Annotated in this window: 29 protein-coding genes; 26 read left to right on the top strand and 3 right to left on the bottom strand. The window is 69.2% G+C overall.

What is annotated here, in order from left to right; translation table 11 throughout:
• Positions 1–291 precede the first annotated feature (291 nt).
• Complete coding sequence (locus ACIBTM_RS40965; protein WP_395882509.1) at positions 292–906, bottom strand: (2Fe-2S)-binding protein; 615 nt, start codon at positions 904–906, stop codon at positions 292–294.
• Entirely contained in the window at positions 906–1,766 is an 861-nt protein-coding gene (locus ACIBTM_RS40960; RefSeq protein WP_395882508.1) for a putative RNA methyltransferase, read from the bottom strand. The genes ACIBTM_RS40965 and ACIBTM_RS40960 overlap by 1 nt, the downstream gene beginning before the upstream one ends.
• Positions 1,767–1,941: 175 nt before the next feature.
• On the opposite strand from ACIBTM_RS40960, the gene ACIBTM_RS40955 reads away from it, so the two are divergent.
• The 23 genes from ACIBTM_RS40955 (at position 1,942) to ACIBTM_RS40845 (ending at position 22,418) form a co-directional block, all read left to right on the top strand.
• Positions 1,942–3,336, top strand: coding sequence for an ammonium transporter (locus ACIBTM_RS40955; protein WP_395882507.1), 1,395 nt, complete (start codon positions 1,942–1,944; stop codon positions 3,334–3,336).
• Positions 3,333–3,671, top strand: a complete 339-nt coding sequence (locus tag ACIBTM_RS40950) for a P-II family nitrogen regulator (protein ID WP_395882506.1) — start codon at positions 3,333–3,335, stop codon at positions 3,669–3,671. Before ACIBTM_RS40955 ends, ACIBTM_RS40950 begins: the two co-directional genes overlap by 4 nt.
• 9 nt (positions 3,672–3,680) lie before the next feature.
• Positions 3,681–5,996 carry a [protein-PII] uridylyltransferase gene (locus tag ACIBTM_RS40945; RefSeq protein ID WP_395882505.1) on the top strand — a complete coding sequence of 772 codons (2,316 nt, stop codon included), beginning with the start codon at positions 3,681–3,683 and terminating at the stop codon, positions 5,994–5,996.
• A 91-nt stretch (positions 5,997–6,087) separates the two neighbouring features.
• The gene (locus ACIBTM_RS40940) at positions 6,088–6,480 is read left to right on the top strand and encodes a hypothetical protein (protein WP_395882546.1); all 393 of its coding nucleotides are present in this window, start codon (positions 6,088–6,090) and stop codon (positions 6,478–6,480) included.
• A 50-nt stretch (positions 6,481–6,530) separates the two neighbouring features.
• The gene (locus ACIBTM_RS40935; protein WP_395882504.1) at positions 6,531–7,391 is read left to right on the top strand and encodes a Ku protein; all 861 of its coding nucleotides are present in this window, start codon (positions 6,531–6,533) and stop codon (positions 7,389–7,391) included.
• Positions 7,392–7,703: 312 nt separating this feature from the next.
• Complete coding sequence (locus tag ACIBTM_RS40930; protein WP_395882503.1) at positions 7,704–7,946, top strand: hypothetical protein; 243 nt, start codon at positions 7,704–7,706, stop codon at positions 7,944–7,946.
• A 78-nt stretch (positions 7,947–8,024) separates the two neighbouring features.
• On the top strand, positions 8,025–9,569 hold the full coding sequence (ffh, locus tag ACIBTM_RS40925) for a signal recognition particle protein (RefSeq protein ID WP_395882502.1): 1,545 nt from the start codon (positions 8,025–8,027) through the stop codon (positions 9,567–9,569).
• Positions 9,570–9,572: 3 nt separating this feature from the next.
• Positions 9,573–10,646: an amidohydrolase family protein gene (locus ACIBTM_RS40920; RefSeq protein WP_395882501.1), complete on the top strand. Its 1,074-nt coding sequence runs from the start codon at positions 9,573–9,575 to the stop codon at positions 10,644–10,646.
• A 45-nt stretch (positions 10,647–10,691) separates the two neighbouring features.
• Complete coding sequence (locus tag ACIBTM_RS40915) at positions 10,692–11,441, top strand: lysostaphin resistance A-like protein (RefSeq protein WP_395882545.1); 750 nt, start codon at positions 10,692–10,694, stop codon at positions 11,439–11,441.
• A gap of 57 nt (positions 11,442–11,498) precedes the next feature.
• Positions 11,499–12,302, top strand: coding sequence for a lysostaphin resistance A-like protein (locus tag ACIBTM_RS40910; protein WP_395882500.1), 804 nt, complete (start codon positions 11,499–11,501; stop codon positions 12,300–12,302).
• Positions 12,303–12,459: 157 nt separating this feature from the next.
• Positions 12,460–12,906 carry a 30S ribosomal protein S16 gene (rpsP, locus tag ACIBTM_RS40905; RefSeq protein WP_037342314.1) on the top strand — a complete coding sequence of 149 codons (447 nt, stop codon included), beginning with the start codon at positions 12,460–12,462 and terminating at the stop codon, positions 12,904–12,906.
• Entirely contained in the window at positions 12,903–13,142 is a 240-nt protein-coding gene (locus ACIBTM_RS40900) for an RNA-binding protein (RefSeq protein WP_003103110.1), read from the top strand. The genes rpsP and ACIBTM_RS40900 overlap by 4 nt, the downstream gene beginning before the upstream one ends.
• A gap of 16 nt (positions 13,143–13,158) precedes the next feature.
• The gene (gene rimM, locus ACIBTM_RS40895; protein ID WP_037342315.1) at positions 13,159–13,671 is read left to right on the top strand and encodes a ribosome maturation factor RimM; all 513 of its coding nucleotides are present in this window, start codon (positions 13,159–13,161) and stop codon (positions 13,669–13,671) included.
• Positions 13,671–14,435: a tRNA (guanosine(37)-N1)-methyltransferase TrmD gene (gene trmD / locus ACIBTM_RS40890; protein ID WP_395882499.1), complete on the top strand. Its 765-nt coding sequence runs from the start codon at positions 13,671–13,673 to the stop codon at positions 14,433–14,435. The genes rimM and trmD overlap by 1 nt, the downstream gene beginning before the upstream one ends.
• Before the next feature lie 160 nt (positions 14,436–14,595).
• Positions 14,596–14,964: a 50S ribosomal protein L19 gene (gene rplS, locus ACIBTM_RS40885; protein ID WP_005154717.1), complete on the top strand. Its 369-nt coding sequence runs from the start codon at positions 14,596–14,598 to the stop codon at positions 14,962–14,964.
• Between the two features lie 31 nt (positions 14,965–14,995).
• Positions 14,996–15,925, top strand: a complete 930-nt coding sequence (lepB, locus tag ACIBTM_RS40880) for a signal peptidase I (RefSeq protein ID WP_038509871.1) — start codon at positions 14,996–14,998, stop codon at positions 15,923–15,925.
• 58 nt (positions 15,926–15,983) lie between these two features.
• Positions 15,984–16,763, top strand: a complete 780-nt coding sequence (locus tag ACIBTM_RS40875) for a ribonuclease HII (RefSeq protein ID WP_395882544.1) — start codon at positions 15,984–15,986, stop codon at positions 16,761–16,763.
• Positions 16,760–17,083: a DUF2469 domain-containing protein gene (locus ACIBTM_RS40870; RefSeq protein ID WP_003096226.1), complete on the top strand. Its 324-nt coding sequence runs from the start codon at positions 16,760–16,762 to the stop codon at positions 17,081–17,083. The genes ACIBTM_RS40875 and ACIBTM_RS40870 overlap by 4 nt, the downstream gene beginning before the upstream one ends.
• Positions 17,084–17,326: 243 nt before the next feature.
• Positions 17,327–17,713, top strand: a complete 387-nt coding sequence (locus tag ACIBTM_RS40865; RefSeq protein WP_395882498.1) for a YraN family protein — start codon at positions 17,327–17,329, stop codon at positions 17,711–17,713.
• The gene (locus ACIBTM_RS40860; RefSeq protein WP_395882497.1) at positions 17,714–19,225 is read left to right on the top strand and encodes a YifB family Mg chelatase-like AAA ATPase; all 1,512 of its coding nucleotides are present in this window, start codon (positions 17,714–17,716) and stop codon (positions 19,223–19,225) included. It begins immediately after the preceding gene.
• Positions 19,222–20,361, top strand: coding sequence for a DNA-processing protein DprA (gene dprA, locus ACIBTM_RS40855; RefSeq protein WP_395882496.1), 1,140 nt, complete (start codon positions 19,222–19,224; stop codon positions 20,359–20,361). Before ACIBTM_RS40860 ends, dprA begins: the two co-directional genes overlap by 4 nt.
• Positions 20,362–20,466: 105 nt before the next feature.
• On the top strand, positions 20,467–21,462 hold the full coding sequence (locus tag ACIBTM_RS40850; RefSeq protein ID WP_395882495.1) for a tyrosine recombinase XerC: 996 nt from the start codon (positions 20,467–20,469) through the stop codon (positions 21,460–21,462).
• Positions 21,463–21,569: 107 nt separating this feature from the next.
• On the top strand, positions 21,570–22,418 hold the full coding sequence (locus ACIBTM_RS40845) for a FliA/WhiG family RNA polymerase sigma factor (RefSeq protein WP_091600115.1): 849 nt from the start codon (positions 21,570–21,572) through the stop codon (positions 22,416–22,418).
• Positions 22,419–22,551: 133 nt separating this feature from the next.
• Here the strand turns inward: ACIBTM_RS40845 and ACIBTM_RS40840 are convergent, their stop codons facing one another.
• On the bottom strand, positions 22,552–23,157 hold the full coding sequence (locus tag ACIBTM_RS40840; RefSeq protein ID WP_395882494.1) for a murein hydrolase activator EnvC family protein: 606 nt from the start codon (positions 23,155–23,157) through the stop codon (positions 22,552–22,554).
• 382 nt (positions 23,158–23,539) lie between these two features.
• On the opposite strand from ACIBTM_RS40840, the gene rpsB reads away from it, so the two are divergent.
• From rpsB to pyrH, 3 genes are all read left to right on the top strand, one after another.
• Positions 23,540–24,412 carry a 30S ribosomal protein S2 gene (rpsB, locus tag ACIBTM_RS40835; RefSeq protein ID WP_395882493.1) on the top strand — a complete coding sequence of 291 codons (873 nt, stop codon included), beginning with the start codon at positions 23,540–23,542 and terminating at the stop codon, positions 24,410–24,412.
• Positions 24,413–24,504: 92 nt separating this feature from the next.
• Positions 24,505–25,329 carry a translation elongation factor Ts gene (tsf, locus tag ACIBTM_RS40830; protein ID WP_395882492.1) on the top strand — a complete coding sequence of 275 codons (825 nt, stop codon included), beginning with the start codon at positions 24,505–24,507 and terminating at the stop codon, positions 25,327–25,329.
• Between the two features lie 92 nt (positions 25,330–25,421).
• Entirely contained in the window at positions 25,422–26,165 is a 744-nt protein-coding gene (gene pyrH, locus ACIBTM_RS40825; RefSeq protein WP_005154669.1) for a UMP kinase, read from the top strand.
• Positions 26,166–26,190: the final 25 nt, after the last annotated feature.

Genomic DNA, 26,190 nt, shown 5'->3' with positions numbered 1-26,190 from the left:
GATCACCCACACGATGCGTCACGCGCCCCAATGGTCACAGAGCCGCGTCGCAGGGTGGGTTGGGCAGCCGAAGTGCGTGAAGCCTAGGTACATGAAGGCCTCCTTCTTGTACCTAGGCGCAAGGAAGGGGGCCTTCATGTACTTGGGTGAAGGCCGCCTACGTCGAATGTCGCGAAAGGCACTTTCGCAACGTGTCACCTTTGCCTTACAGCTCAAGGGGAGCACGACTTGCCACTCGCGATCCCGAGATCGCCAGGACCACTTCGCCTTGTCCCGTAAAGAAACCGTGCACTAACCGAGAGCGGCGCGGAGCCGCCGGTCCCGTTCCTCCGGGGTCTGCCGGGGGCAGCTGGTGCATTTCGGGTTGCCCGCCTCGTAGATCAGGCAACAGGAAGCACGGCGCACCACGGTGTTCCGTCCGATTTTGGAGAACCGAGGCTCCGGCAGCCCGAGCCCGATCGCGGCCACGAGCGGTGCCGCCAGCGCGATCGCTCGTTCGGTGTCGCCGGTCCACAGCAGGCGGTTGCCGATCGAATCCGTCGCGATGGCGCCCAGCGCCCGCGGATTCGCCCCGGTGACGGCCGAAATCGTGCGGATCGCCGTGCCCAGTGTCCCGGCGAACGCTTCACCGAGTTCGGCAAGACCACCGGCGAGGAGCCGTGACGATCGGGCGCCGGTGAAGCGGCCGTCCGGGACGAGGTCGATCGTGACGGCGTCGAGTGACGGGTCCAGGGGTTCGCCTCGCACGAGGGATTCCACCGAGGGCGCGACGAGGACGGAGGAGAGCGAGTACCACCAGATCGTGCCGAGCACCTCGGGCCGGGAGCAGCCGTAGAGCTTCGCGGCACCTCCGATACGGGCGCGGACCCAGGCGGCGTCGGCGAGCAGGGTCGCGGGTGCCTCCATCAGGACACCGGCCGGTACAGCGTGACGCTGAACGAAGTGGTGACGTCCACCGGTCCGGTGATCGCGTCGAGGCGTTCGCGGCGGCCGTCACGGTGGAGGTGGTGTGCGCTCGGGCCCATCTCCACCACCTGGCGGATCTGGGCGGGCCCCAAAGCCACCTGTCGGGTGACCTCGTGCCGGTCCACCCGGGTGAAGTGTTCGCCGAGGGTGTCCTCCAGCCGCGCGTCCTTGCCACCGTCGACGGAGATCACCAGGTCACCCAGTTCCCGAAGGTGACCAGGGTTCGGTGTCGCGACGACCAGCAGCCCGTCTTCGCTCAGAACGCGGTGGAACTGCGGGGCGTTGCGGGGCGCGAAGACGTTGAGGATCAGCGTCGCGCATGAGTCCGCGACCGGCCAGGGCTCCCATAGATTCCACACGGCCGCGCCCGCGCGCGCGTGCGCGCGAGCGGCCCGGCGCAGGGCGACGGCGGAGACGTCGAGCGCGAGTCCGCAGGCGGCGGGGACGGCGTCGAGCACGTGCGCGAGGTAGTACCCCGTGCCCGCGCCGGCGTCGATGACCATCCCGTTCTCGACGTGCTCCGAAGCCACCTTCGCGAGGGCGTCGGCGAGGGGCAGGTAGACACCCGACGCCAGAAGGTCGACACGGGCCGCGACCATCGGCGCCGTGTCCGCGGTCCCCGCCGGGATACGCGCGTGCAGAAGGTTGACGTACCCCTGCTTCGCCACGTCGAACGAGTGGCCTCGGTCGCAACGCACCGTGCGCTCCGTTACCCCGACCGGGTCACCACAGATCGAACACCGCAACGACCGGACGATCGCCGGTGGCAGAGGGTCATGGCCGGATACACGCGCGTTCATGGCCCTATTCGACCACGAGGTTTCGCAACCGGACAGAACGCACCAGGTCACCGGAAACCTCCCCGTAACAACGCCGTACCGACAGTTCACGCGGGTGAAACCTGAATCGCCGCCCGAGGAAACACCGCGGTCCAAAGATTCCTGCGCAGTACACCCCAGGCACGGGAGGAAGATTGTGCTGAACGCAGGAGACACCGCATGGGTGTTGATCAGCGCCGCGCTGGTCATGCTCATGACACCGGGATTGGCGTTCTTCTACGGCGGCATGGTCCGCGCGAAGAGCGTTCTGAACATGTTGATGATGAACTTCATCGCGCTGGCCGTGGTCGGTGTCCTCTGGACGCTGTACGGCTTCACGATGGCGTTCGGGAACGACGTGGGCGGCGGGTTGCTCGGCAACTTCGACTTCGCGGGTCTTTCGACCATTTCCGGCAAGCTGGCCGGATTCGCGACCGCCGCGACCAGCACCACGCCCGAGGTCGCCTGGCCCGGCGCGGACGCGCTGCCGCTGTTCGCCTTCGTGATGTTCCAGCTGATGTTCGCGATCATCACGCCCGCGCTGATCTCCGGTGCCATCGCCGACCGCGCCAAGTTCTGGGGCTGGACGCTGTTCGTCGCGGTGTGGGTGACCGTCGTGTACTTCCCGGTCGCGCACTGGGTGTTCTCGTTCAACGGCTTCATCAGCGCCGATTCGGTCGGCGGCTGGATCGCCAACCAGCTCAAGGCGCTCGACTTCGCCGGCGGTACCGCGGTCCACATCAACGCCGGCGCGGCGGGTCTCGCGCTCGCGATCGTGCTCGGCAAGCGCAAGGGCTGGCCGAAGGGCACCGGACGCCCGCACAACGTGCCGTTCGTGCTGCTGGGCGCCGCGCTGCTGTGGTTCGGCTGGTACGGCTTCAACGCCGGTTCGGCGCTGGCCGCCAACGACCTCGCCGCCGTCGCGTTCACCAACACCACCGTCGCGACCGCGGCCGCCGTGCTCGGCTGGCTGATCGTCGAACAGATCAAGGTCGGCAAGCCGACCACCCTCGGCGCCGCTTCCGGCGCGATCGCCGGTCTGGTCGCGATCACCCCGGCGGCGGGTTTCGTCAGCCCGCTGGGCGCCATCGCCATCGGCCTCATCGCCGGTGTCCTGTGCGCACTGGCGATCAGCCTCAAGTTCCGCTTCGGTTTCGACGACTCCCTCGACGTCGTCGGCGTCCACCTCGTGGGTGGTCTCGTCGGTACGCTGCTCATCGGCTTCTTCGGCACGACCAGCGTCAACTCGCTCGGTGTCGACGGCCTGTTCTACGGCGGTGGCCTCAGCCAGCTGGGCAAGCAGGCGCTCGCGGCGGCCGTGGTCCTCGGCTACTCGTTCGTGCTGACCTTCATCATCGGCTGGGTGATCAAGAAGCTCGGCGGATTCCGCGTCAGCGCGGAGGACGAGGTCAGTGGTATCGATGAGGCCCAGCACGCGGAGAGCGCGTACGACTTCACCGGTTCGGGCGGCGGCCTCGGCCAGCCGAGCTCCGTCCCGGTCAAGACGGCCACCGGAACCGCGGCCACGAAACTCGAGGAGAGCAAGGCATGAAGCTGATCACCGCGATCGTCAAGCCGTTCACGCTCGACGACGTCCGCTCCTCGCTGGAGCAGCTGGGCGTGCTCGGCATGACGGTCAGTGAGGTACAGGGCTACGGCAGGCAGAAGGGCCACACCGAGGTCTACCGGGGTGCGGAGTACTCCGTGGACTTCGTGGCGAAACTGCGGGTCGAGGTCGTCACCGACGATTCCAACGTCGAGAAGGTCCTCGGCGCGATCACCACGGCCGCCCACACCGGCAAGATCGGTGACGGGAAGATCTGGGTGACGCCGGTGGAGACGGTCATCCGGGTACGCACCGGCGAGCGCGGCTCGGACGCCCTATAGGCGTCACGGATGGCCGACGGGGGTGAACTGGTCAAGGCCACCGAGCGTTTGCTCGAGGGCAGGCACGGGAGGCTAGGGGCGGCCGCGTTGCGGGCGGCCCTGGTCGACCTCTACGAATTCTGGTTGGGCAAGGGCGCTTCGGCGGCCGGTGTCGACACCGCTGAACCCGGTGTCGCGCTGGCCGCCGTCGGCGGCCTGGGGCGCAGCGAGCTGGTGCCCTTCTCCGACCTCGATCTGTTGTTGCTGCACAACGGCAACTCGCGCGTCGGCGAGATCGCCGACGCGATCTGGTACCCGTTGTGGGACGCCAAGATCGGCCTCGATCACTCGGTCCGCACGCCGGGTGAGGCACTGAAGGTGGCGTCGGAGGACTTGCGGACCGCGATGGGGCTGCTCGACATCCGCCACATCGCCGGGGACACCGAAATCACCGCGAGGCTGGCGGCCGCGTCGCGGGACCAGTGGCGGAGAACCGCCCGGAAACGGATGGGCGAGCTGTCGGACGCGGTGCGTCAGCGCTGGGCCCGTAGCGGCGAGATCGCGCAGTCCGCCGAGCCGGATCTCAAGCACGGCCGAGGCGGGCTTCGCGACTTCGCCGTCTTGGAAGCTCTGGCAGCGGCACAGCTGACGGCGAGGCCCGGCGAGGAACTGCTCGCGGCCAAGAGTCTGCTGCTGGACGTCCGGACGGAACTGCGCAAGGAACTGCGCCGGGAGCGGGACATCCTCAGCGCGCCGGAAGCCGAGACGGTCGCGGGTGAACTCGGTTTCGGTGATCGGTTCACCTTGGCGCGCAAGCTTTCCGGTGCCGGGCGGACGATCGCGTACGCGGTCGACGTCGCGCTCCGGTCCACTGTGGAACCGCCGAAGGCGCGGTTCGGCCGCCGTCCGGTTCGGACGCCGCTCGACGAGGGCGTCGTCCTGCACGGGAACGAGGTCGCGCTGGCGCGGGACGCCTTGCCCGCCAAGGACCCGGCCCTGCTGCTGCGGGTCGCCGCGGCGTCGGCCCGGATCCGCAAGCCCATCGCGCACGGAACCCTGCGGGCGCTCGCCGACACGGCACCCGAACTGCGCGCGCCGTGGCCTGCCGACGCCCTCAAGGCGCTGGTGGAACTGCTCGGCGCGGGTGAGGGACTCGTCGACGCCGTGGAGGCGCTGGACCGCACCGGCCTGTGGGCGCGGCTGTTCCCCGAATGGGGTGCGGTGCGGGATCTCCCGCCGAGGTCGCCGGTGCATTCGTGGACCGTCGACAGACATCTCGTGCGGGCCGCGGTCGAGGCGTCGAAACTGACGACCACCGTTTCGCGGCCGGATCTGTTGCTGATCGGCGCGTTGCTGCACGACATCGGCAAGGGCCGCGACGCGGACCATTCCGAACTCGGCGCGAAGATCAGTGCACAGGTGGCCGCCCGGCTCGGGTTGCCCGCCGCCGATGCGGCGCTGGTGGCGGCGATGGTGCGGCATCACCTGTTGCTGCCGCATACCGCGACGCGGCGGGACATCAGCGATCCCGCCACGATCCAGCGGGTCACCAAGACGCTCGACGACAATCTCGTCCTGCTGGAACTGCTGCACGCACTGACGACGGCGGATTCGCTGGCCACCGGGCCGGGCGTATGGACGGACTGGAAGGCACGCCTGCTCGCCGAACTGGTGTCCGGCTGCGAAGAAGCGTTGCACGGCAAGGGTTTCCTGCCGCCGGAGCCGATGGGCGCCGAACAACGGGAGCTCGTCGCCGAAGCCGTCGCGTCCGGCCGCGGCGAGGTGCGCATCACCGCCGCCGGAAAAGTGGTGACGGTGGTACTGGCGGTCCCCGCCCGCGCGGAACTGCTGGCGCCCGCGGCCGGGGTGCTGGCGCTGAACTCGCTGGAGGTCCACGCGGCGGTGCTGCGCGGGCACGACGGGGGACGGGCGGGAGTCTTCACGGCGTCACCGAAATTCGGCTCGCTGCCCGACGTCACGCTGTTGCGGGAGCAGTTCGCGCGGGCGGTGGCGGGGACGCTGCCGCTCACCCAGCGGCTCGCGGCGAAGGAACGGGACTACGGCGGAGAGGAGGCGCCGTCGGCCGGGGCGAAGGTGATCTGGTTCGACGACGAGACCAGCGGACGCGACACGGTCGTCGTCGAACTTCGGGCCGCGAACCGGATCGGGCTGCTGTACCGGGTCGCGGGCGCGCTGCGCCGGTGTGAGGCCGAGGTCCGGTGGGCGAAGGTGGCCACGCTCGGTGGCGCCGTCGTCGACTCGTTCGCCGTCGCGCCGCGGAGCGGCCGGGTCGACCAGGCGTGGCGGTCGAAGGTCGAAGCGGCACTGCTGGCGGCCGCTTCCTGAACCGGGATCGGGGTGTCGTGCGAGTCGCGGAGGGTAGCGGTGGCAGGATGTGCGCGGTCGAGACCCGACGGAGCCGGAGGGCGGTGAGCGCGTGCTGGGGCACGAGCAGAACTCGCCCGGACCACAGCGGATCACGCTGCCGCCGACGGTCGTCGCCTCCCATCTCCGCGCTTGCGCGGACGACCTCGCCGTCTCCCTCACCGCGTCCGGTACCGCCGCGACCGTGCCCGAACTGCTCAAAGTGGTCCGGCACCTCGTCGCGGGCCAGCAGGCACTGGCCATCGCGCTCGAAGGCATGGCGGGGCGGGTCGAAGGGGGAGGCGAAGGCGCGCTGGCCACCGCCCCGATGGTCGACGTCGAGGTGGTCGCCGAAGTGCTCCGTGCGGCGGCCACCGCTGTCGACTGTTCGGCCGAGGCACTCGCCGAATCGCGCCCGTCATTCGAATGTGTGAGCGATTCAGTCGCCCCTGACACCCGTTTGTAGCTGTCCCGCCGCTTCGGCGCGTGGATACGCTGACCAGGCGGAGGTGGGCCATGCGAGCGGTGTGGAAAGGCACGATCGGATTCGGGACATACGCCATTCCGGTGAAGGCGTACAGCGCGACCGAAGAGCACAACATCCCCCTCCACCAGGTGCACGAGCCGGACGGCGGCAGAGTGCGGGTGAAGTGGGTCTGCGAGGTCGACGGCGCCGAAGTGCCCGCGGCCGAGATCGCGAAGGGGCACCCGGTCCCCAACGGCGACGTCGTCCTGCTGACCGCCCGTGACTTCGCGTCGCTGCTCGCGCCGACCACCCAATCGATGGACGTCGTCGGTTTCACCCCGGCCGAACAGGTCGACCCGATGTACTTCGCGCGCAGCTACTACCTGGAACCGGAGCCGGCGGGCACCAAGCCGTACGTGCTGTTGAGCGAGGCGCTGCAGCAGTCCGGGCGGATCGCGATCGTGAAGGTGACCTTGCGGCAGCGCGAGACGCTGGGCGCGCTGCGCGTGCGGGATCAGGTGATCCTGCTCGAGACGATGCTGTGGCCCGACGAGATCCGGCGGCCGGACTTCCCGTTCCTGCACGAGGACGTCGATCTGCGGCGCGGGGAATTGCGGAACGCGGTCTCGCTGATCGAAGATCTCACGCAGGATTTCGAACCCGGCCGGTACACCGATCGCTACCGTGAGGCGCTCGAAGCACTCATCCAGGCGAAGCTGGACGGCGACGACGTCCTCCAGCCGACCGCCGCCGAACAGGCGGAAGGTGTGACGCGGCTGCTGGCCGCCTTGCAGCAGAGCGCGGTCGAAGCCGATCGCGCCCCGGTCGAGAAGGCCAGGGAAGCGGCGGACAAGGCACGCCAGGCGCGGACGCGGGCGAAGCGGGCTTCGTCGTCGGCCAAGACCAGTTGAGTAGATCTACTCAGGGGGAGTTGGGGGTCTTCACGCTGCCGTGACCCCACGGTGACCGGGCATGGTTATGCCATCGCGCGGAAAGAGAGCGCGGGCAGCGAATCGCCTGGTACTGGGGGTCCGGCGATACAGAGTCCCGCGAAGCTCGCCAAGTGTGCTTACGGTCGGCTCGCGGGGAGGCGAGCCTTCCGTAGGGGCTCCGGTACCGGTCAACGAGGGGCGACCGGTCCCGGAGCCCTGTTTTTTGCGCTGCGGCTGGAAGGCGCCTGCGCGTTCGGCTCGTACCGCAAGCGCCAGAGAGCCCTCACGACCTTGGCCGTCCTCGTCTTGCTGGCCACCGTCGGCTTCCGGCTAGGCGGATTCAAGGCCACGCCCGCCTTCGGGGACACCTTGAGCTACGTCGCCCAGAGCACCGTTTCGCTGGAAACGAAACCGGCCTCGCTGCCGAAGGAGCAGACGTCGTTCGGCGAGGTCATGCGGCTGGCCATGCGCGTCCTCGGGCCGCTGCTGCTCGGACTGACGCTGCCGGCCGTCCGCAACCGCGTCAAACGCTGACCTCGGACACCGACTACCCTGGGAAGCCGCCGGTTCGTACCGGCAAGCCACAACGACCCAGCTGGAGCGTGCACACCCGTGTTCGACACCCTCTCCGATCGGCTCACGTCCGCCCTGCAGACCCTGTCTCGCAAGGGCAGGCTCTCCGACGCCGACATCGACGCCACCGCGCGTGAGATCCGTATCGCGTTGCTCGAGGCGGATGTCGCGCTGTCTGTGGTCAAGGACTTCATCGCCCGGATCAAGGAACGCGCCAAGGGCGCCGAGGTGCACGGCGCGCTGAACCCGGCGCAGCAGGTCATCAAGATCGTCAACGAGGAACTCGTCACCATCCTCGGCGGCGAGACCAGGCGGCTCACGTTCGCGAAGAACCCGCCGACGGTCATCATGCTCGCGGGTCTGCAGGGTGCCGGTAAGACGACGCTCGCGGGCAAGCTCGCGATGTGGCTGAAGAAGCAGGGCCACGCGCCGATGCTGGTCGCGTGTGACCTCCAGCGTCCCAACGCGGTCACGCAGCTGCAGGTCGTCGGCGAGCGGGCCGGGGTCGCGGTCTTCGCGCCCGAGCCCGGCAACGGCGTCGGAGACCCGGTCGACGTCGCCCGCCGCGCCATCGACGAGGCCAAGCGCGCCCAGCACGACATCGTCCTGGTCGACACCGCCGGCCGTCTCGGTGTCGACGAAGAGCTGATGAAGCAGGCCGCGGACATCCGCGACGCCGTTTCGCCGGACGAGACGCTGTTCGTCGTCGACGCGATGATCGGTCAGGACGCGGTCACCACGGCCGAGGCGTTCCGCGACGGCGTCGGTTTCACCGGTGTCGTGCTCACCAAGCTCGACGGTGACGCCCGTGGTGGTGCCGCGCTGTCGGTCCGCCAGGTCACCGGCCAGCCGATCCTGTTCGCCTCCAACGGTGAGAAGCTCGAAGACTTCGACCTCTTCCACCCGGACCGGATGGCCAGCCGGATCCTCGGCATGGGCGACGTGCTCAGCCTCATCGAGCAGGCCGAGCAGCACTTCGACCAGGAGAAGGCCGAGCAGACCGCGGCCAAGCTCGGCAGTGGCCAGCTCACCCTCGAGGACTTCCTCGAGCAGATGCTCGCGGTCCGCAAGATGGGCCCGATCGGCAACCTGCTCGGCATGCTGCCCGGCGCCGGCCAGATGAAGGACCAGCTCGCGGCGGTCGACGACAAGCAGCTCGACAAGCTGCAGGCGATCATCCGCGGCATGACCCCCGCCGAGCGGGCCGACCCGAAGATCATCAACGCCTCGCGCCGCGTGCGGATCTCGAAGGGGTCCGGTGTCGCCGTCCGCGACGTGAACGACCTGGTCAACCGGTTCTTCGAAGCGCGCAAGATGATGGCGCAGATGGCGGGCCGTTTCGGCTTCGGCGGCGGAGGCGGCGGCAGCAGCAAGAACCGCAAGGGCAAGAAGGGGAAGAAGGGCAAGGGGCGTGGCCCGACGCAGCCCAAGGTCCGCGGCGGCTTCCCCGGCGGTATGCCGATGCTGCCTCCGGGCGGCGGAATGCCCGGGGGACCTGGAATGCCCGACCTTTCGCAGCTCGGCGGCATGAACGACGTACCCGGGTTCGACCCGAAGAAGTTCAAGCTGCCGAAGGACAAGTAGCCGGTGGAGGCGCTGCACCTGGCCGGTGTCGTCCTGCCGGACGGCGAGCACCGTGAGCTGTGGGTCACCGGCGGCCGGATCACGACGGAACCGGTGGCCGGAGCGGAGACCGTTGTCCGGGAAGGCTTTCTCGTTCCCGGACTGGTCGACGCGCACTGTCATCCCGGTATCGGGGTCGGCGGCGCGACCACGCTCGAAGAGGCCACCGAACAGGCGATCGCCGACCGCGACGCCGGGACGCTGCTGATCCGCGACTGCGGGCTGCCGATCGACGTCCGGCCGTTGCAGGAGCGGGCCGATCTGCCTCGGATCATCCGCGCCGGACGGCATCTCGCCCTGCGCAAGCGCTACATCCCCGGCCTCGGTATCGAACTCGAGGACCCGTCCGAACTGCCTAAGGCGGTCGCCGAACAGGCGCGTGACGGCGACGGCTGGGTCAAGCTCGTCGGAGACTGGATCGACCGGGGCGTCGGCGATCTCGCGCCGCTCTGGCCCGACGACGTTCTCGCCGAGGCCATCGCCGTCGCACACGCCGAGGGCGCGAAGGTGACGGCGCACGTGTTCGGCCAAGCCGCGTTGCCCGGTCTGATCGACGCGGGGATCGACTGCCTCGAACACGGCACGGAGCTCTCGGCGGACCAGCTCGGTGTCCTCGCCGAACGCGGGGTCGCGCTCGTGCCGACCCTGATCAACATCGAGAATTTCCCCGGCATCGCGGACAAGGCGGGCAAGTACCCGGTGTACGCGGACCATATGCGGGCGCTGCACGCCGGCGTGGGGGAGATGGTCTCGACGGCGATCGAGGCGGGTGTCCAGGTGTACGCGGGAAGCGACGCGGGCGGCCTGGTCGAGCACGGCAGGCTCGTCGACGAGATCGAAGCGCTGCACAAGGCGGGCATGTCCGCGGAGCAGGCGCTGGCTTCGGCCTCGTGGGCGGCCCGTGACTGGCTCGGCGTGCCGGGAATCGTCGACGGCGCTTCGGCGGATCTGCTCGTCTACCCGTCCGATCCGCGTGAGGATCTCGCGGTGCTCCGCCATCCGAGTCACATCGTCCTGCGTGGCAAGATCTACGCCTGACCCGACTCCACCTGTGACCGGAGCGGCACTTAGCGTGGAGGCGTGGTGGACGACGGGCAGGCTCGCGAGCGTCTGGTGCTCGGAGCGCACTGGGGATTCGTAGCGTTCTTCGCGGGCATCGCCGGATACCACCTCGTCACGCTCGTCATGAGCTTCCTGATGTCAGGCCGCTTCGGTGGTTACGACCCGCTCGAACTCCGTGACGTCGGCCCGCTGCTGATCCTCGCGTTCCTGCCGACTCTCGTACTCGGTCTTGGCCCGGTGATCGGTTCGCGCGTCTGGGGGCAGGGTCTTCGCACGGACTTCGGGCTCAAGCCCACCTGGCGCGACGTCCGGATCGGGCTCGCCTGCGGAGCCGCCGCGCTCGCCGCCGGCTACCTCCTCAACCTGCTCCTGCTCGCCGTCTACGGGACGGACAGCGACGACAGGACCTTCTCCGACGTCTCGCCGGGGCCGATCACCGAACTGTCGGGCACCACCGAAGGCGACACGATCTGGCTGGTGCTGGCCGCGGTCATCGTCGTCCTCGCCGCTCCGGTCACCGAAGAACTGGTCTTCCGCGGCACGCTGTGGAACGCCATGGGCTTCCACCGCCTGCCCTCATGGGTGATCCTGCTGGTCACCGCGCTGGTGTTCGCCCAGTTGCACGGCGAGGCCGCGCGCACGATCGCGCTGTTCGGCCAGGGCATCGCCATCGGTCTCGCCCGCTATCTGTCCGGCCGGGTGAGCGCGTCCGTGATCGCGCACGCGGCCAACAACCTCCCACCGGCTGTATTGCTCTTCGCGGCGAGGTGATCGCCGGTCCAGGCGGTTAGAGTCTTTGAGTAACCGAACGATCACCGGAGGATCGGCGTGACCGTATCTCAGCCCAGGGAGCCGATCCCCGAGGCCGCGCCGGACGAGCTCACTGCCGGAGGTGAGGTGGCCGCGCCCGACACGCCACCGCCGCATCGCTGGGGATTCGGGGCCTTCCTCCTGGTGGAGGCTGTCCTGCTGGCGTCGGCGGCGTTCATCAGCGTCCTGCTCGGAGACGTCCAGCCCGGCCAGCCCCTGCCGATGCGCATGGTGCTGCTGGGCACCATGGTGCCGACGATGGTCGCCGCCGGGGTCGCGCTGCTGATCACCCGGCTGCGGGGCAACGGCCCCTTCACCGACCTGCGGATCGGCTGGAGCTGGGCCGACGTCAAGGTCGGGCTCAAACTCGGCGTGCTCGGGCTCGGGTTGACCTCGCTCGCCGCCTACGTCTGGACGCAGGTGGTCGGCAACGAGAACGCGACGTCGGCGATCAGCGCGCTCGTCGAGGACCGGCGGATGTCGGTCTCGGCCGCCGTCGTCATGTTCATCTACCTGTGGCTGGTCGGGCCGATCTGCGAGGAGATCATCTACCGCGGCCTGCTCTGGGGCGCGGTGGAGCGGCTGACCTGGCGTACCGAGCGCTGGGGGAGGATCGCGGCGTTCCTGGTCTCCACGGCGGTTTTCGCGGCGAGCCACCTCGAACCGCTGCGCACCACGTTGCTGCTGGTGATCGCGATCCCGATCGGGCTGGCCAGGGTGTTCACCGGGCGGCTGCTCGGCAGCGTGGTCGCCCATCAGGTGAACAACTTCCTCCCGGCCGTGACGATCCTGCTCGCCTCGCTCGGGATAGCCGCGTTCTGACAGCCATCCGGCGTCTGGCAGAATGTACGCTTGCCTGCTTTGGCCGGACCCTCTCACCGCGCCCGAGCTCACCCTTCGGGTGTGCGCAGCCGTGTCCCCACTCGGCTGGCGTGCGCCTTCCACATGCATCAGAGAGAACTGAGGAGTACCCACACCCGTGGCCGTCAAGATCAAGCTGCAGCGTCTCGGCAAGATCCGTGCGCCGTACTACCGCATCATCGTCGCCGACGCGCGCACCCGCCGTGATGGCAAGGCCATCGAGACGATCGGCAAGTACCACCCCAAGGAAGAGCCGAGCTTCATCGAGGTCGACACCGAGCGGGCCCAGCACTGGCTGTCCGTCGGTGCCCAGCCGACCGAGCCGGTCCAGCGCATCCTCGAGATCACCGGTGACTGGCAGAAGTTCAAGGGCCTCCCGGGCGCCGAGGGCACCCTGAAGGTCGCCGAGCCGAAGCCGTCGAAGCAGGACCTGTTCAACGCCGCGCTCGCGGCCGCCGGTGACTCGGCCTCCGCCGAGGCCACCACGCCGAAGAAGAAGTCCGCTCCGAAGAAGGCCGAAGCCGAGAAGGCCGAAGCCGCCGAGGGTGACAAGGCCGAGGCGTGAGCTTCCTCGCTGACTCCCTCGAGCACCTGGTGCGCGGGATCGTCGACAACCCGGACGAGGTCCGGGTCGAGCTGCTGACCACGCGCCGTGGCCGCACGCTCGAGGTGCACGTGCACCCCGACGATCTCGGCAAGGTGATCGGCCGGGGCGGTCGTACCGCGACCGCCCTGCGCACCGTCATGGGCGGCATCGGTGGCCGCGGCGTCCGCGTGGACGTCGTCGACACCGATCGCTGACCAAGGACACAACGGGATGGACGTCGTAGTCGGCCGTATCGCCAAGGCGCACGGAATTCGCGGGGAACTCGCGGTGGACGTGCGCACGGACTCGCCGGAACAGCGGTTCGCGGTCGGTTCGGCCGTCACGACGAAGCTGCGTGACGGCAGCAGCAGAGACCTCACCATCGCAGCCGCCCGCGAACACAGCGGGCGGCTGCTGGTGCGTTTCGAAGAGGTGCTGACCAGGGACGTCGCGGAGACCCTCCGCGGCGCGCTGCTGATCGCCGACACCTCGACGCTGCCGCCGACCGAAGACCCCGACGAGTTCTACGACCACGAACTCGAAGGCCTGCGGGCCGAACTCGCCGACGGCACCGTCGTCGGCAAGGTGCTCGAAATCGTGCATTCGCCTGCCGGGGAACTGCTGTCGATCGAACACGACGGACGTGAGGTGCTGGTGCCGTTCGTGAAGGCGATCGTCCCTGCCGTCGACGTCGCGGGCGGACGCGTGGTCCTCGACCCGCCGGAAGGCCTGCTGGACGCCTGATGCGCCTCGACGTCGTCACGATCTTCCCCGAGTACCTCGACCCGCTCCGCGCCGCGCTGCTCGGGCGCGCGATCGACCGCGGCCTCATCGAGGTCGGCGTCCACGACCTGAGGAACTGGACGCACGACGTCCACCGAGCCGTCGACGACGCCCCGTACGGCGGCGGACCCGGCATGGTGATGAAACCGCAGATCTGGGGCCCCGCCCTGGACGAGGTCTGCGGCGAGAACACCCGCCTCGTGGTCCCGACCCCCGCCGGCCGGCCGTTCACCCAGGCCATGGCCCACCAGTACGCCGCGGAAGAGCACCTGGTGTTCGCTTGCGGCCGCTACGAGGGCATCGACCAGCGGGTGATCGACGACGCCGCGCGGCGGATGCCCGTCGACGAGGTCTCCATCGGCGACTACGTGCTGGTCGGCGGCGAGGCCGCGGTGCTGGTGATGGTCGAGGCCGTCGTCCGGCTGCTGCCCGGGGTGCTCGGCAACGCCCGCTCCGCCGAAGAGGATTCGTTCTCCGACGGCCTCCTCGAAGGCCCCAGCTACACCCGGCCGGAGGTCTGGCGCGACCTGGCCGTACCCGACGTCCTGCGCTCGGGGAATCACGCGCTGATCGACCGCTGGCGCCGCGACCAGGCGCTGGAACGCACCGTCCGGCGCAGGCCCGAACTGATCGGCCTGCTGCCCGAGGGTAGTCTCGACAAGCACGATCTCGGGGTCCTCGAACGGTTGGACGAGGGCACCGGCCAGGCCGGGTCAAGCACCTGAGACCTGGTCTGCAATACTTGACAGGTTGGCGTGAGTGGACGCGCGGCTTCGCAGCCGGCGCCGTACACCGGAACGCCATCAGCCCCCGGGTAGGTCGCAGTGCCCGACACTGCGCGCCCAAGCTGCACGTAAGCCATACGAAGACGAGGACGGACCACCGATGAACACCCTGGACGCGCTGGACGCGCAGTCACTGCGTTCCGACATCCCGGACTTCCGACCGGGCGACACGCTCAAGGTTCACGTCCGCGTCATCGAGGGCAACCGCGAGCGCAACCAGATCTTCCAGGGCGTCGTGCTGCGTCGCCAGGGCGGCGGCATCCGCGAGACCTTCACGGTCCGCAAGGTGTCGTTCGGCATCGGCGTGGAGCGCACCTTCCCGGTGCACTCGCCGAACATCGCCGAGGTCGAGGTCTTCAAGCGCGGCGACGTCCGCCGGGCGAAGCTGTACTACCTCCGCGAGCTGCGCGGCAAGGCCGCCAAGATCAAGGAACGCCGCGAAAACCGCGAGACGACCTCCGCCAAGTAGGTAGTCACTCGGTTACAGGTAACCTGGCGTCGTGGTCGAACCCGTGTCCCAGAACACCTCCGAAGACGAGCCCGATCGCCCCGAAGAGGAGCGCCCCACCCGGGCCTCCCGCCGGGGCCGGTCCGGTTCCAAGAAATTCGGCAAGGTCAACAAGAAGCGGTCGTTCTGGAAGGAACTGCCGATCCTGATCGTCGTCGCGCTCGTGCTGACGATCTTGATCCAGCAGTTCCTCGCCAAGGTCTACATGATCCCCTCGGGGTCGATGGAGACCACGTTGCACGGCTGCTCGGGATGCACGGGCGATCGGATCCTGGTCGACCGGATCACGTACGACTTCACCGATCCCGGCCCGGGCGACGTGGTGGTCTTCAAGGGACCGCCCGCCTGGGTCGGCGAGATCGATACGCCGGAGTCCAGCAACATCTTCGTCACCGGATTCCGCACGCTGGGTTCCCTGATCGGGTTCGCGCCGCCGGACGAGCGCGACTTCGTGAAGCGGATCATCGCGGTCGGCGGCCAGACGGTCCAGTGCTGCGACAACAACCGCGTCGTCGTCGACGGCAAGGCACTCGACGAGCCGTACGTCCACTGGGAAGAGGGCATGGCCCCCACCGAGCGGACGTTCGAGCCGGTCAAGGTGCCCGCCGGATACGTCTGGGTGATGGGCGACAATCGCAACAACTCCAGCGACTCCCGTATCCAGGGTGGCGGTGGGGTCAACGGCGCCGTCCCGGTGGACAACATCATCGGCAAGGCACGGGTCATCGTGCTCCCGCCCGGCCGCTGGGGTGGCGTTTCGGACCACAACCCGCAGGCGAACGCTCAGCCGCTGGCGCTCGGCGCCCCGGCTTGGCAGCAGGGACTCCCCCTGGGGGTCGGTATCGCCGCGGCGTGGCCCGTGCTCTTCCTCGGCAGGCGGATGTCGGCCGGAGTGCGCAAGGCGGTCGACCGGAGGCGGTAAGGCCTTGAGAGTTCCTGTACCGCTCACACCGGCGGAGCCGCTTCGGCCGCCGCGGGCAGTGGTGCGTGGCGACCTCTTCTGGGGTTTGCAGGGTGCGCTGGACCGGCGGGGCCTCGGGCCCGTCGCCGGAGTCGACGAGGCAGGGCGCGGTGCTTGCGCCGGCCCGCTCGTCGTGGCCGCCTGTGTCCTGCGTCCTGGTGACGCCGCCCGCCTGCCCGAGCTCACCGACTCGAAGGTGCTCACCGCCAAGGCCCGCGACCGGGTGTACGACCGGGTCGTCCAGCGTGCCGTCGACTATTCGGTCATCGTCATCCCGGCGGCCGAGGTCGACCTGTTCGGCATCCACGTCATGAACCTCGAAGGCATGCGGCGTGCCGTCTCGGCGTTGCGGAACACGCCCGGCTATGTCCTGACCGACGGGTTCCGTGTGTCCGGGCTGCCCGCCCCGAGCGTTCCGGTGATCAAGGGGGACAAGGCCGTCGCGTGCGTGGCGGCGGCTTCCGTGCTGGCGAAGGTCACCCGGGATCGGATCATGGGCGACCTGCACGACATCCACCCGCACTACGGTTTCGACGTGCACAAGGGGTACAGCACCACCGACCACAGCGCGGCTCTGAACACTCACGGTCCGAGTCCGGTCCATCGCTGGTCGTACGCCAACGTGGCCACCGCGGCCGCCGCACACCGTGTGCGGCCGCCTCACCCGGTCGTGCTGACCGTCGCGGCGCTGGAAAACCCGAGCGTGCCGATACGTGCCCTCGGCCCGTACGTGGGTAACAATGAACGCTCCGCCGCTGGAACAGCAGCAAAATCGCGAGGAGGGGCGCGGATTTCATGAGCGCAGAGGATCTCGAGAAGTACGAGACCGAGATGGAGCTCTCGCTTTACCGCGAGTATCGCGACATAGTCGGCCAGTTCTCGTACGTGGTGGAGACCGAGCGGCGGTTCTATCTGGCCAACGCCGTCGACGTGCAGGTGCGCGACGGCGGCGGCGAGGTGTACTTCGAGGTCCGCATGTCCGACGCGTGGGTGTGGGACATGTACCGGCCCGCCCGGTTCGTCAAGCACGTCCGGGTCATCACGTTCAAGGACGTCAACGTCGAGGAGCTCGACAAACCGGATCTCCGGCTGCCGGAAGACGGACCGTTCTCCGGCTGATCGCCCCAAGTACGTGAAGGCCCCCTTCACGGCGCTAGACGCCGTGAAGGGGGCCTTCACGTACTTGCCCGTGGGCCCTTAGCACAGCCCACCGACGATTCCGGCCGATGAGCTTCCCCGCCGGCCGAACCATCCACAACACCCCAGTTGTCCACAGGCGGCGAAATCGGGTCTGTCCGCCACCCGCTCACCCTGGCAGCGTTGGTCGTACACGCACTGTGACGATCGCTGAGGGGGATCGAGATGACGAGCACTGCCGAACAACCGCCCGCCGGGACACCACGGATCGAACTGGGCCGTTGGGGCGAGGACCTCGCGGTCCGGCATCTGGAGAAGGCGGGCTATGTCGTCCTGAGCCGCAACTGGCGTTGCCGTGACGGCGAACTGGACCTCATCGCGACCGATAGGAAGCGCCTCGTCTTCTGCGAGGTGAAGACGAGGACAGGGCTGGGTTTCGGCACCCCGGCCGAGGCGGTGACCCCGGACAAGGCGGATCGGATCCGCCGTCTCGCATACCAGTGGCAGCGCAAGTTCATGCTCCGCTGGGCCCCGGTCCGCTACGACATCATCGCGATCGTCGCCTCGCCCGACGCCCCGCCCCGGGTGCGGCATATCAAGGCGGCGTTCTGAATGGCGCTGGCGAAGGCCTGGTCGGTCGCACTTCTCGGCGTCGAGGGCCGGATGATCGAGATCGAGGCCGACATCGGCGGCGGATCGCCGAAGGTGACGATGGTCGGCCTGCCCGACACCGGGCTGAAAGAGGCCAAGGACAGGGTCCGTTCCGCCGTGCGCAATTCCGGGCGGACCTGGCCGGACGAGAGGGTGATCCTCGGCCTGTCGCCGGCGAATCTCCCGAAGGTGGGGTCGGGCTACGACCTGGGGATCGCGGCGGCGGTCATGGCCGCCACCGGCTCGGTCCCCGCCACGAAGCTGCTGAACACCGTGCTGCTCGGTGAGCTCGCCCTCGACGGCCGGGTACGGCCGGTCCGCGGGGTGCTGCCGGGGCTGCTGGCGGCGCGCAACGCCGGGTACCGACGGGCCGTCGTTCCCGCCGAGTCGCTGTTCGAAGCCGCTCTCGTGGGCGGACTGGAGGTCGGCGGGGTAGCGCGGTTGAGCGAATTCGTGGACTGGCTCAAGGGTGAAGGGGAGCTCACCCACCCCGAGCCGGGCGTCGTCCAGGAGCCGCCGCGGGTACCCGACCTCGCCGACGTGGTGGGACAGCCGGAAGCGCGATGGGCGCTGGAGGTGGCCGCGGCCGGCGGGCATCACCTGCTCATGACCGGCCCACCCGGGGTGGGCAAAACCCTGCTCGCGAAACGGCTTCCCGGCCTGCTTCCCAGGCTGACCGCCGAAGAGTCGCTGCAGGTGACAGCGGTGCATTCGATCGACGGTTCGCTCTCCCGCGCCGAACCGCTGGTCACCGTGCCACCGTTCGTCGCGCCGCATCATTCGATCAGCGTGCCCGCCCTGATCGGTGGCGGAAGCGGCCTGGCGGTCCCCGGCGCGATCAGCCGTGCACACCGGGGAATCCTGTTCCTCGACGAGGTCTGCGAATTCGGCCCGGAGCGGCTGGAGTCGCTGCGCACGGTGCTCGAAGAGGGCGAAGTGCGGATCGCGAGGGTCAAGGGCGCCGTGCGGTACCCGGCACGGTTCCAGCTGGTGATGGCGACCAACCCCTGCCCTTGTGCCCCGGCGAAGGACGCCGACTGCACATGCTCGTCGACCGTGCGAAGGCGCTACTTGGGCCGGCTGTCCGGGCCACTACTCGATCGGGTGGATCTGCGGGTTCGGCTGCGTCCGCTGTCCGCGCTCAACGCACACCTGAGTGAGCCGCCCGAGGCGTCGGCGCCCGTCCGGGAGCGAGTGCTAGAGGCACGTGAGCGGGCCACGAAACGCTGGGCGGAGCACGGCTGGCTCACGAACGCGGAGGTGCCCGGCCCCGCGCTGCGCCGTGAATTCGCCCTGCCGTCGCAGGTCACGGCCCTGCTGGACCGCGCGTTGGAAAGAGGCGCGATCACGGCGCGCGGCGCCGACCGCTGCCTTCGCATCGCTTGGACACTCGCCGATTTGAAGGGGGCCGACAAGCCGGAGGCGGATGAGGTCGCGGCGGCCCTGAACTTCCGGGAGAGGTCATCCGGATGAGTGAACTCGAAGCCGAACGTCTCGCGCGGTCGTACCTCCTCCGCGTGGCCGAGCCCCCGGCACCCGCTTTGGCCGGTTTCGTGGACGAATTCGGCCCGGTCGTCGCCGCGGAACGGGTGCGGCGCGCCGACTGCCCGCCGAAGGTGCGTGACGAGACGGCCGCGCGGCGAGCGCACGACTACGCCGAGCGGGATCTGGAGCGGGCCGCGGCCGACGAGACCAGGCTCGTCATCCCGGAAGACGGCGAATGGCCCGCCTGGCCGTTGCTTTCGCTGGCCGTGGCCCAGCGCAGGGGAGTTTCCGGTATGGCACCTCCACTGGCTCTGTGGGTACGCGGTCCGGCCAGGCTCGACGAGGCCGTCGACCAGGCGATCGCGATCGTCGGCGCCCGCGCGGCGACCGGATACGGCGAGCACAACGCGGCCGAAGTGGGCTATCACCTCGCGAGCAGGGGGATCCCGGTGTTCTCGGGGGCGGCGTACGGCATCGACGGCGCGGCCCACCGGGGCGCGCTGAGCGCGGACGGGACGACGGTCGCCCTGCTCGGCTGCGGAGCCGACATCGGGTACCCGGCGCAGCACGCGACCTTGTTGCGCAACATCGGCAAGGCCGGCGCGGTGGTCAGCGAATACCCGCCGGGCACGTCGCCCGCCAGGCATCGGTTCCTCGTCCGGAACAGGCTCATCGCGGCGCTCACGGAGGGGACCGTCGTGGTCGAGGCGGGTAGGCGCAGCGGCGCGCGGAACACCGCGAGTACGGCCGGAGCCCTGGGCAAGGTCGTGATGGCCATGCCGGGGCCGGTGTCGTCGGGGATGTCCGCCGGCTGCCACGCGCTGATCCGCGAAGGCGAGGCCACGCTGGTGACCTCGGTCGACGAGATCCTCGAGACCGCCGGACGGTTCGGGGCGCCGGGAGCGGATCCGTCGAAACCGCGCCGCCGCACCGATCGGCTCGGTCCGGAGGCACTGCGAGTGCACGACGCGCTGTCCGAACGGTCGGCGAGACCGGAGGAACGGGTCGCGGCCGAGTCGGGCATCCCGGTCGAGCGCGTCCGCTCGCTGCTTCCCGAACTGGAACTCGACGGCTTCGCGGAAAGGAGTGACGCAGGGTGGCGAAGACGGACCACCAAGACCTGACTGGCCTACACCTGAGACGCCATCCCGGCACGATCCGACCACGGACACCGCAACAGGGTGCGGCGATACTTGACCATCCGCCGTACATCGCGCAGCGTGATCGGCATGCCGTCGACCGAAGGTCCCCACGGCACGGGGAAACGCGCCCGCAGGCCCGATCTGCGCGCCGCCCGTGCCGCGCTGCCGGAGCCTGTCCGGAAGCTGATCGACGACTACGAGCGGCACCTTTCCCTGGAACGCGGGCTGTCCGCGCACACCGTGCGTGCCTACGTCGGCGACGTGGTGTCGCTGATGGGTTTCGTGGACGGGAACGGCGGCCGGTTCGAGGATCTCGACATCGGGACACTGCGCGGCTGGCTCGCCCGGCAACGCGAGGAGGGGGCCAGCCGGACGACACTGGCGAGGCGCGCGGCGGCGGCCCGCACCTTCACCGCATGGGCCCACCGAGGTGGGGCGCTCGCATCGGATCCTGGCGGACGGCTGGTGGCGCCACGCGCGCACCGCAAGCTTCCCGGGGTCCTCCGTGCGGAGCAGGCGAGCGATGTCATGCGCTTCTCAGCCGCCGGTGCCGAACAGCGCGACCCGGTGGCTTTGAGGGACAGTGCCATTGTGGAACTGCTCTACGCGACCGGTGTGCGGGTCTCGGAACTGTGCGGGCTGGATGTGGGCGACGTCGACTTCTCCCGCCGGGTCGTGCTCGTGCTGGGCAAGGGTGGCAAGGAACGTGTCGTGCCGTTCGGCGTCCCCGCCGAAGGGGCTTTGCGGGCCTGGCTGGACGAGGGCAGGGGAAAGCTCGCCGTCGAAAAGAAGGAGCCGGGAAAAGCGGCGCTCTTCCTGGGAGCGCGGGGAGGCAGGCTCGACCCGCGGTCGGCCCGGCGGATCGTCCACGACGCCGTCGGTTCGGTGCCGGGCGCGAACGACATGGGGCCGCACGGCCTGAGGCATTCCGCGGCCACCCATCTGCTCGAAGGCGGCGCTGATCTTCGAAGCGTTCAGGAACTGCTTGGTCACGCTACGCTGGCTACAACGCAGCTCTACACTCATGTGACCGTCGATCGGCTGAAGGCGATCCACGACCGCGCGCACCCCCGGGCCCGATGATGCCGGGGAGAACTCGGCAGGTGACCCGGCGGCCCGAACCGGCGGCGCACGCGCATCCGCACGAGCACGGAGATCACGCTGAGTCGCATGCTGAGAACGGCGGCCCCATGACCGCCGACCCACATGTCACCGAAGCCGCCGGGAAACATCGTCCCGGCGGGGACGGTCCTGCCGTCGCGCCCGAAGCGCGGACCGGCTACGAAGTGGACGCCGGGATCCAGGCGCTGTGGCGGGAGTTCACCGAGTCGCCGGACCAGGTCGTGCGCGACCGGCTCGTGCTGCACTACGCCCCGCTCGTCAAATACGTCGCGGGCCGGGTCGGCACCGGGCTGCCGACCCATGTCGACGTCGGCGACCTGATCCAGTCCGGGATCTTCGGCCTGGTCGACGCGATCGAGAAGTTCGAACCCGCCAGGGGCCTGCGGTTCGAGACCTACGCCATGCAGCGCATCCGCGGCGCGATCCTCGACGATCTCCGTTCCCAGGACTGGGTCCCCAGGGCGGTCCGCAGCAAGGCCCGCGAGGCCGAGCGCGCGCTGGAACGCCTCGGCGCCCGGCTGAACCGCACGCCGACCGACGCCGAACTCGCGGCCGAGCTCGAAATCAGCGTCGACGACTTGCGCGAGTTCTACGGCCAGATGCAGCTGACCAGTGTCATCGCGCTGGAAGACCTGGTCGCCGCGGGCAAGGACAGCGGCTCGCTGGTCGACACCCTGCCCGACGACGGCGCCGTCGACCCGGTCGCCGTCCTGGTCGATCAGGACAACCGACGCCAGCTGGCGCAAGCGATCGCGCAGCTGACCGAACGCGACCGGATCGTGGTCGGTCTCTACTACTTCGAGAGCCTGACGCTCGCCGAGATCGGCAAGGTCCTCGGCGTCACCGAGTCGCGGGTCAGCCAGCTGCACACCCGTGCCGTCATGCGGCTACGCGCCAAACTGGTCGAGCAGGCCTGACGAGAACATCGGCCTCGGCCAGACGTGCGATCCGTGAAGACACGCGTGATCGTGTGGACGACACGAGTGATCGGATGGACGACACGCGTGATTGGGTGGACGGCGCGACGATGGCAACCTCGCGGGGCGCGATTCAGTCTCCTTCCCACGGTTTGAGCCGGATCTCGGACGGCTCGCCGAGCAACGCGAGGGGATCGACGTACTCCTCACCCCGCCGGACGCCGAAGTGCAGGCACGCCGGCTCCGGGCAGCCAGGGTGGCCGGCCGTGAGCGTGCCGAGCACCTGCCCCCGGTAGACCTGATCACCCGCGGTGACCGTCGGCGCGAGCGGTTGGTAGGTGGTGCGAAGCCCTCCATCGTGGTCGATCGACACCACGCCGCGGCCCGCCACCTGCCCGGCGAACATCACCACTCCTTCGGCGGCCGCGAGCACGTTCGTGCCCGGTGCCGCGGCGAGGTCGACGCCCCGATGACCGGGACCGTACGGAGTCGAGGGCGGCTCGAAGTACCTGGTGACGCTCGGTGCTGGCGAGAGTGGCCAAGAGAGGCGTCCCTGCGGGGACGGCGCGCCTCTGGCCGTTCCCGGCATCGCCGCCGACGCGAAGATCGCGAGCAGTGTCGCGAGGATCGCGAGCCGGGGAAGGCGTCGAGGGCGCCCAGGGCGGCGGTGCCTCCCGCCGGTGCGGTCGAGAGCGAAGGAGTGCCTGGTGACAGGGCGGGAACAGGTCGTCATGGTCATGTGTTCCAGGCTGGGGGACCGGCGTGGCGTGCGGGGCGCGCCGGGGGAATCTGTGGATAACCGAGGCGGTTGTGGACAACCCCTCTCATCAGGGGCTGCCGGTGCGGTACCCGGTGGCGACAGGGAGTAGACTCTTTTGCGCGGTCCGCGGCAGCGGACTGACTTCGCGTGCACGTGCGCGCTCCCGATGGCCGATCTCCTCACGGAGGGTCAGGACAGCCGGGGGCACACGGCCCGGCGGTCCCTGAGGTCACTTCACCACAGGGTCCGGGCCCGAGCATCGGCACCAGGGCGATCGGCCACCCGGCCGAGAGCGACGAACCGAGCAAGCGCGTTCCGGCGGAGCCGGGCGCGCACGACACAGAAGAGGTTGATTCCGGCAATGGCCGTCGTCACCATGAAGCAGCTGCTCGACAGCGGCGTGCACTTCGGGCACCAGACCCGTCGGTGGAACCCGAAGATGAAGCGCTACATCTTCACCGAGCGCAACGGCATCTACATCATCGACCTGCAGCAGACGCTGACGTACATCGACCGTGCGTACGAGTTCATCAAGGAAACCGTCGCGCACGGCGGCACCATCATGTTCGTCGGCACGAAGAAGCAGGCTCAGGAAGCCATCGCCTCCGAGGCCTCGCGCGTGGGCATGCCCTACGTGAACCAGCGCTGGCTCGGCGGCATGCTGACCAACTTCCAGACGGTGCACAAGCGTCTCCTCCGCCTGAAGGAGCTCGAGTCGCAGGAGCAGACCGGCGGTTTCGCCGGCCTGACCAAGCGCGAGATCCTCACGCTCACCCGTGAGAAGGACAAGCTCGAGAAGACCCTCGGCGGTATCCGCGACATGGCCAAGGTGCCGAGCATCGTGTGGATCGTCGACACGAAGAAGGAGCACATCGCCGTCGGCGAGGCTCGCAAGCTGAACATCCCGGTCGTCGCGATCCTGGACACCAACTGCGACCCGGACGAGGTCGACTACCCGATCCCGGGTAACGACGACGCGATCCGTTCGGCCGCGCTGCTGACCAAGGTCGTGGCCGAGGCCGCCGCCGCCGGTCTGATGGCCCGCTCCAGCCGCAACGGTTCCTCCGCCGACGCCAAGCCCGAGGCCGGCGTCGCCACGGACGAGCCGCTGGCCGAGTGGGAGAAGGAGCTGCTGGCCGGCTCGGAGACCGCCGCCGCGGACGCCAAGGAAGCCGCCGCCGCGGCCGACGCGCCCGCCGAGGCTCCGGCCGAGCAGGCGACCGCCTCCTCCTGATCCACCCGCTCGTGGGGCCGCCTCCGGGCGGCCCCACGAGTGAATTCCCCAAAAGACTTTCTCGTACCTGAAAAAGGACGGACACACCCACGATGGCGAACTACACCGCCGCAGACGTGAAGCGTCTCCGGGAGCTGACCGGCTCCGGCATGATGAACTGCAAGAAGGCGCTGGAGGAGAACGACGGCGACTTCGACAAGGCCGTCGAGTTCCTGCGCATCAAGGGCGCCAAGGACGTCGGCAAGCGCGCCGAGCGCGCCACCGCCGAGGGCCTCGTCGCCGGTGACGGCGGCGTGCTGATCGAGCTCGACTCCGAGACCGACTTCGTCGCGAAGAACGAGGACTTCCAGGCCCTCGCCGCGAAGATCGTCGAGGTCGCGAAGGCCGAGAAGACCAGCGACGTCGAGAAGCTGAAGGCCGCCTCGCTCGACGGCAAGACCGTCGAGGAGCAGGTCCAGGAGCTGGCCGCCCGCATCGGTGAGAAGCTCGAGCTGCGCCGGGTCGCCGCTTACGAGGGCACCACCACCACTTACCTGCACCGTCGCGGTGCGGACCTCCCGCCCGCCGTCGGCGTGCTCATCGAGTACACCGGTGAGGGCGAGGCCGCCGCCGAGGCCGCTCGTGGCGCCGCCATGCAGGTCGCCGCGCTCAAGGCGAAGTACCTCACCCGTGACGAGGTCCCGGCCGAGATCGTCGAGAACGAGCGCCGCGTCGCCGAGGCGACCGCCCGTGAAGAGGGCAAGCCGGAGCAGGCCATGCCCAAGATCATCGAGGGCAAGGTCAACGCCTACTACAAGGACAACGTCCTGCTCGAGCAGCCGTCGGTCAAGGACAACAAGAAGACCGTCAAGGCCCTGCTCGACGAGGCCGGCGTGGCCGTGAGCCGGTTCGCCCGGTTCGAGGTCGGCCAGGCCTGATCCAGGCGCGGAACACAAGAATCACCACTGTGCCCCGTCTCCGTCCATCGGGGACGGGGCACAGTCGGGTTTCAGAGCATTAGGAGGGCGACATGGGTGTCCGGGTCGAAGGCGGATACCGGCGGGTGCTGCTGAAACTGGGCGGCGAGATGTTCGGCGGCGGTTCCATCGGGGTTGATCCCGATGTGGTGCACTCGGTCGCCCAGCAGATCGCCGACGTCGCGCGGACGGGTGTCCAGATCGCCGTCGTGATCGGCGGTGGCAACTACTTCCGCGGCGCGGAACTGTCGCAGCGCGGCATGGACCGCGACCGCGCGGACTACATGGCGATGCTCGGCACCGTCATGAACTGCCTGGCACTGCAGGACTTCCTGGAGAAGGAGGGCCTGCCCACCCGGGTGCAGACCGCCATCACCATGGGGCAGGTCGCCGAGCCGTACATCCCGCGCCGCGCCGAGCGTCACCTGGAGAAGGGCCGCGTCGTCATCTTCGGCGCCGGGGTCGGCATGCCGTACTTCTCGACCGACACGGCCGCCGCGCAGCGCGCGCTCGAACTCGGCTGCGAGGCCGTCTTGATGGCGAAGGCCGTCGACGGCGTCTACACCGCGGACCCGAAGAGCGACCCGACCGCCGAGATGTTCCACGAGATCAGCCACCGTGAGGTGCTGGAACGGGACCTCAAGGTCGCCGACGCCACCGCGTTCAGCCTGTGCATGGACAACAACATGCCGATCATCGTGTTCAATCTGCTCACCGAGGGGAACATCGCCCGAGCGGTCAGCGGTGAAAGGATCGGCACCCTGGTCGACACCCCCGCCGACGGGGTGCCCGCGTAGTCCTGCTCTGATCTCCGTAATCGGT

This window comes from Amycolatopsis sp. NPDC049868 (assembly GCF_044461365.1).
Taxonomy (GTDB): Bacteria; Actinomycetota; Actinomycetes; order Mycobacteriales; family Pseudonocardiaceae; genus Amycolatopsis.
This window is presented reverse-complemented; position numbering and strand designations above follow the sequence as displayed.

What these genes read in the sequence shown, in the direction of transcription:
- trmD (WP_395882499.1), top strand. Translation starts at nt 13,671, where the DNA reads ATGCGCCTCGACGTCGTCACGATCTTCCCCGAGTACCTCGACCCGCTC.
- rplS (WP_005154717.1), top strand. Translation starts at nt 14,596, where the DNA reads ATGAACACCCTGGACGCGCTGGACGCGCAGTCACTGCGTTCCGACATC.
- ACIBTM_RS40845 (WP_091600115.1), top strand. Translation starts at nt 21,570, where the DNA reads ATGACCGCCGACCCACATGTCACCGAAGCCGCCGGGAAACATCGTCCC.
- ACIBTM_RS40850 (WP_395882495.1), top strand. Translation starts at nt 20,467, where the DNA reads ATGCCGTCGACCGAAGGTCCCCACGGCACGGGGAAACGCGCCCGCAGG.
- dprA (WP_395882496.1), top strand. Translation starts at nt 19,222, where the DNA reads ATGAGTGAACTCGAAGCCGAACGTCTCGCGCGGTCGTACCTCCTCCGC.
- tsf (WP_395882492.1), top strand. Translation starts at nt 24,505, where the DNA reads ATGGCGAACTACACCGCCGCAGACGTGAAGCGTCTCCGGGAGCTGACC.
- pyrH (WP_005154669.1), top strand. Translation starts at nt 25,422, where the DNA reads ATGGGTGTCCGGGTCGAAGGCGGATACCGGCGGGTGCTGCTGAAACTG.
- ACIBTM_RS40945 (WP_395882505.1), top strand. Translation starts at nt 3,681, where the DNA reads ATGGCCGACGGGGGTGAACTGGTCAAGGCCACCGAGCGTTTGCTCGAG.
- ACIBTM_RS40960 (WP_395882508.1), bottom strand. Translation starts at nt 1,766, where the DNA reads ATGAACGCGCGTGTATCCGGCCATGACCCTCTGCCACCGGCGATCGTC.
- ACIBTM_RS40950 (WP_395882506.1), top strand. Translation starts at nt 3,333, where the DNA reads ATGAAGCTGATCACCGCGATCGTCAAGCCGTTCACGCTCGACGACGTC.
- ACIBTM_RS40840 (WP_395882494.1), bottom strand. Translation starts at nt 23,157, where the DNA reads ATGACCATGACGACCTGTTCCCGCCCTGTCACCAGGCACTCCTTCGCT.
- rimM (WP_037342315.1), top strand. Translation starts at nt 13,159, where the DNA reads ATGGACGTCGTAGTCGGCCGTATCGCCAAGGCGCACGGAATTCGCGGG.
- rpsB (WP_395882493.1), top strand. Translation starts at nt 23,540, where the DNA reads ATGGCCGTCGTCACCATGAAGCAGCTGCTCGACAGCGGCGTGCACTTC.
- ACIBTM_RS40860 (WP_395882497.1), top strand. Translation starts at nt 17,714, where the DNA reads ATGGCGCTGGCGAAGGCCTGGTCGGTCGCACTTCTCGGCGTCGAGGGC.
- ACIBTM_RS40965 (WP_395882509.1), bottom strand. Translation starts at nt 906, where the DNA reads ATGGAGGCACCCGCGACCCTGCTCGCCGACGCCGCCTGGGTCCGCGCC.
- ACIBTM_RS40935 (WP_395882504.1), top strand. Translation starts at nt 6,531, where the DNA reads ATGCGAGCGGTGTGGAAAGGCACGATCGGATTCGGGACATACGCCATT.
- ACIBTM_RS40865 (WP_395882498.1), top strand. Translation starts at nt 17,327, where the DNA reads ATGACGAGCACTGCCGAACAACCGCCCGCCGGGACACCACGGATCGAA.
- ACIBTM_RS40870 (WP_003096226.1), top strand. Translation starts at nt 16,760, where the DNA reads ATGAGCGCAGAGGATCTCGAGAAGTACGAGACCGAGATGGAGCTCTCG.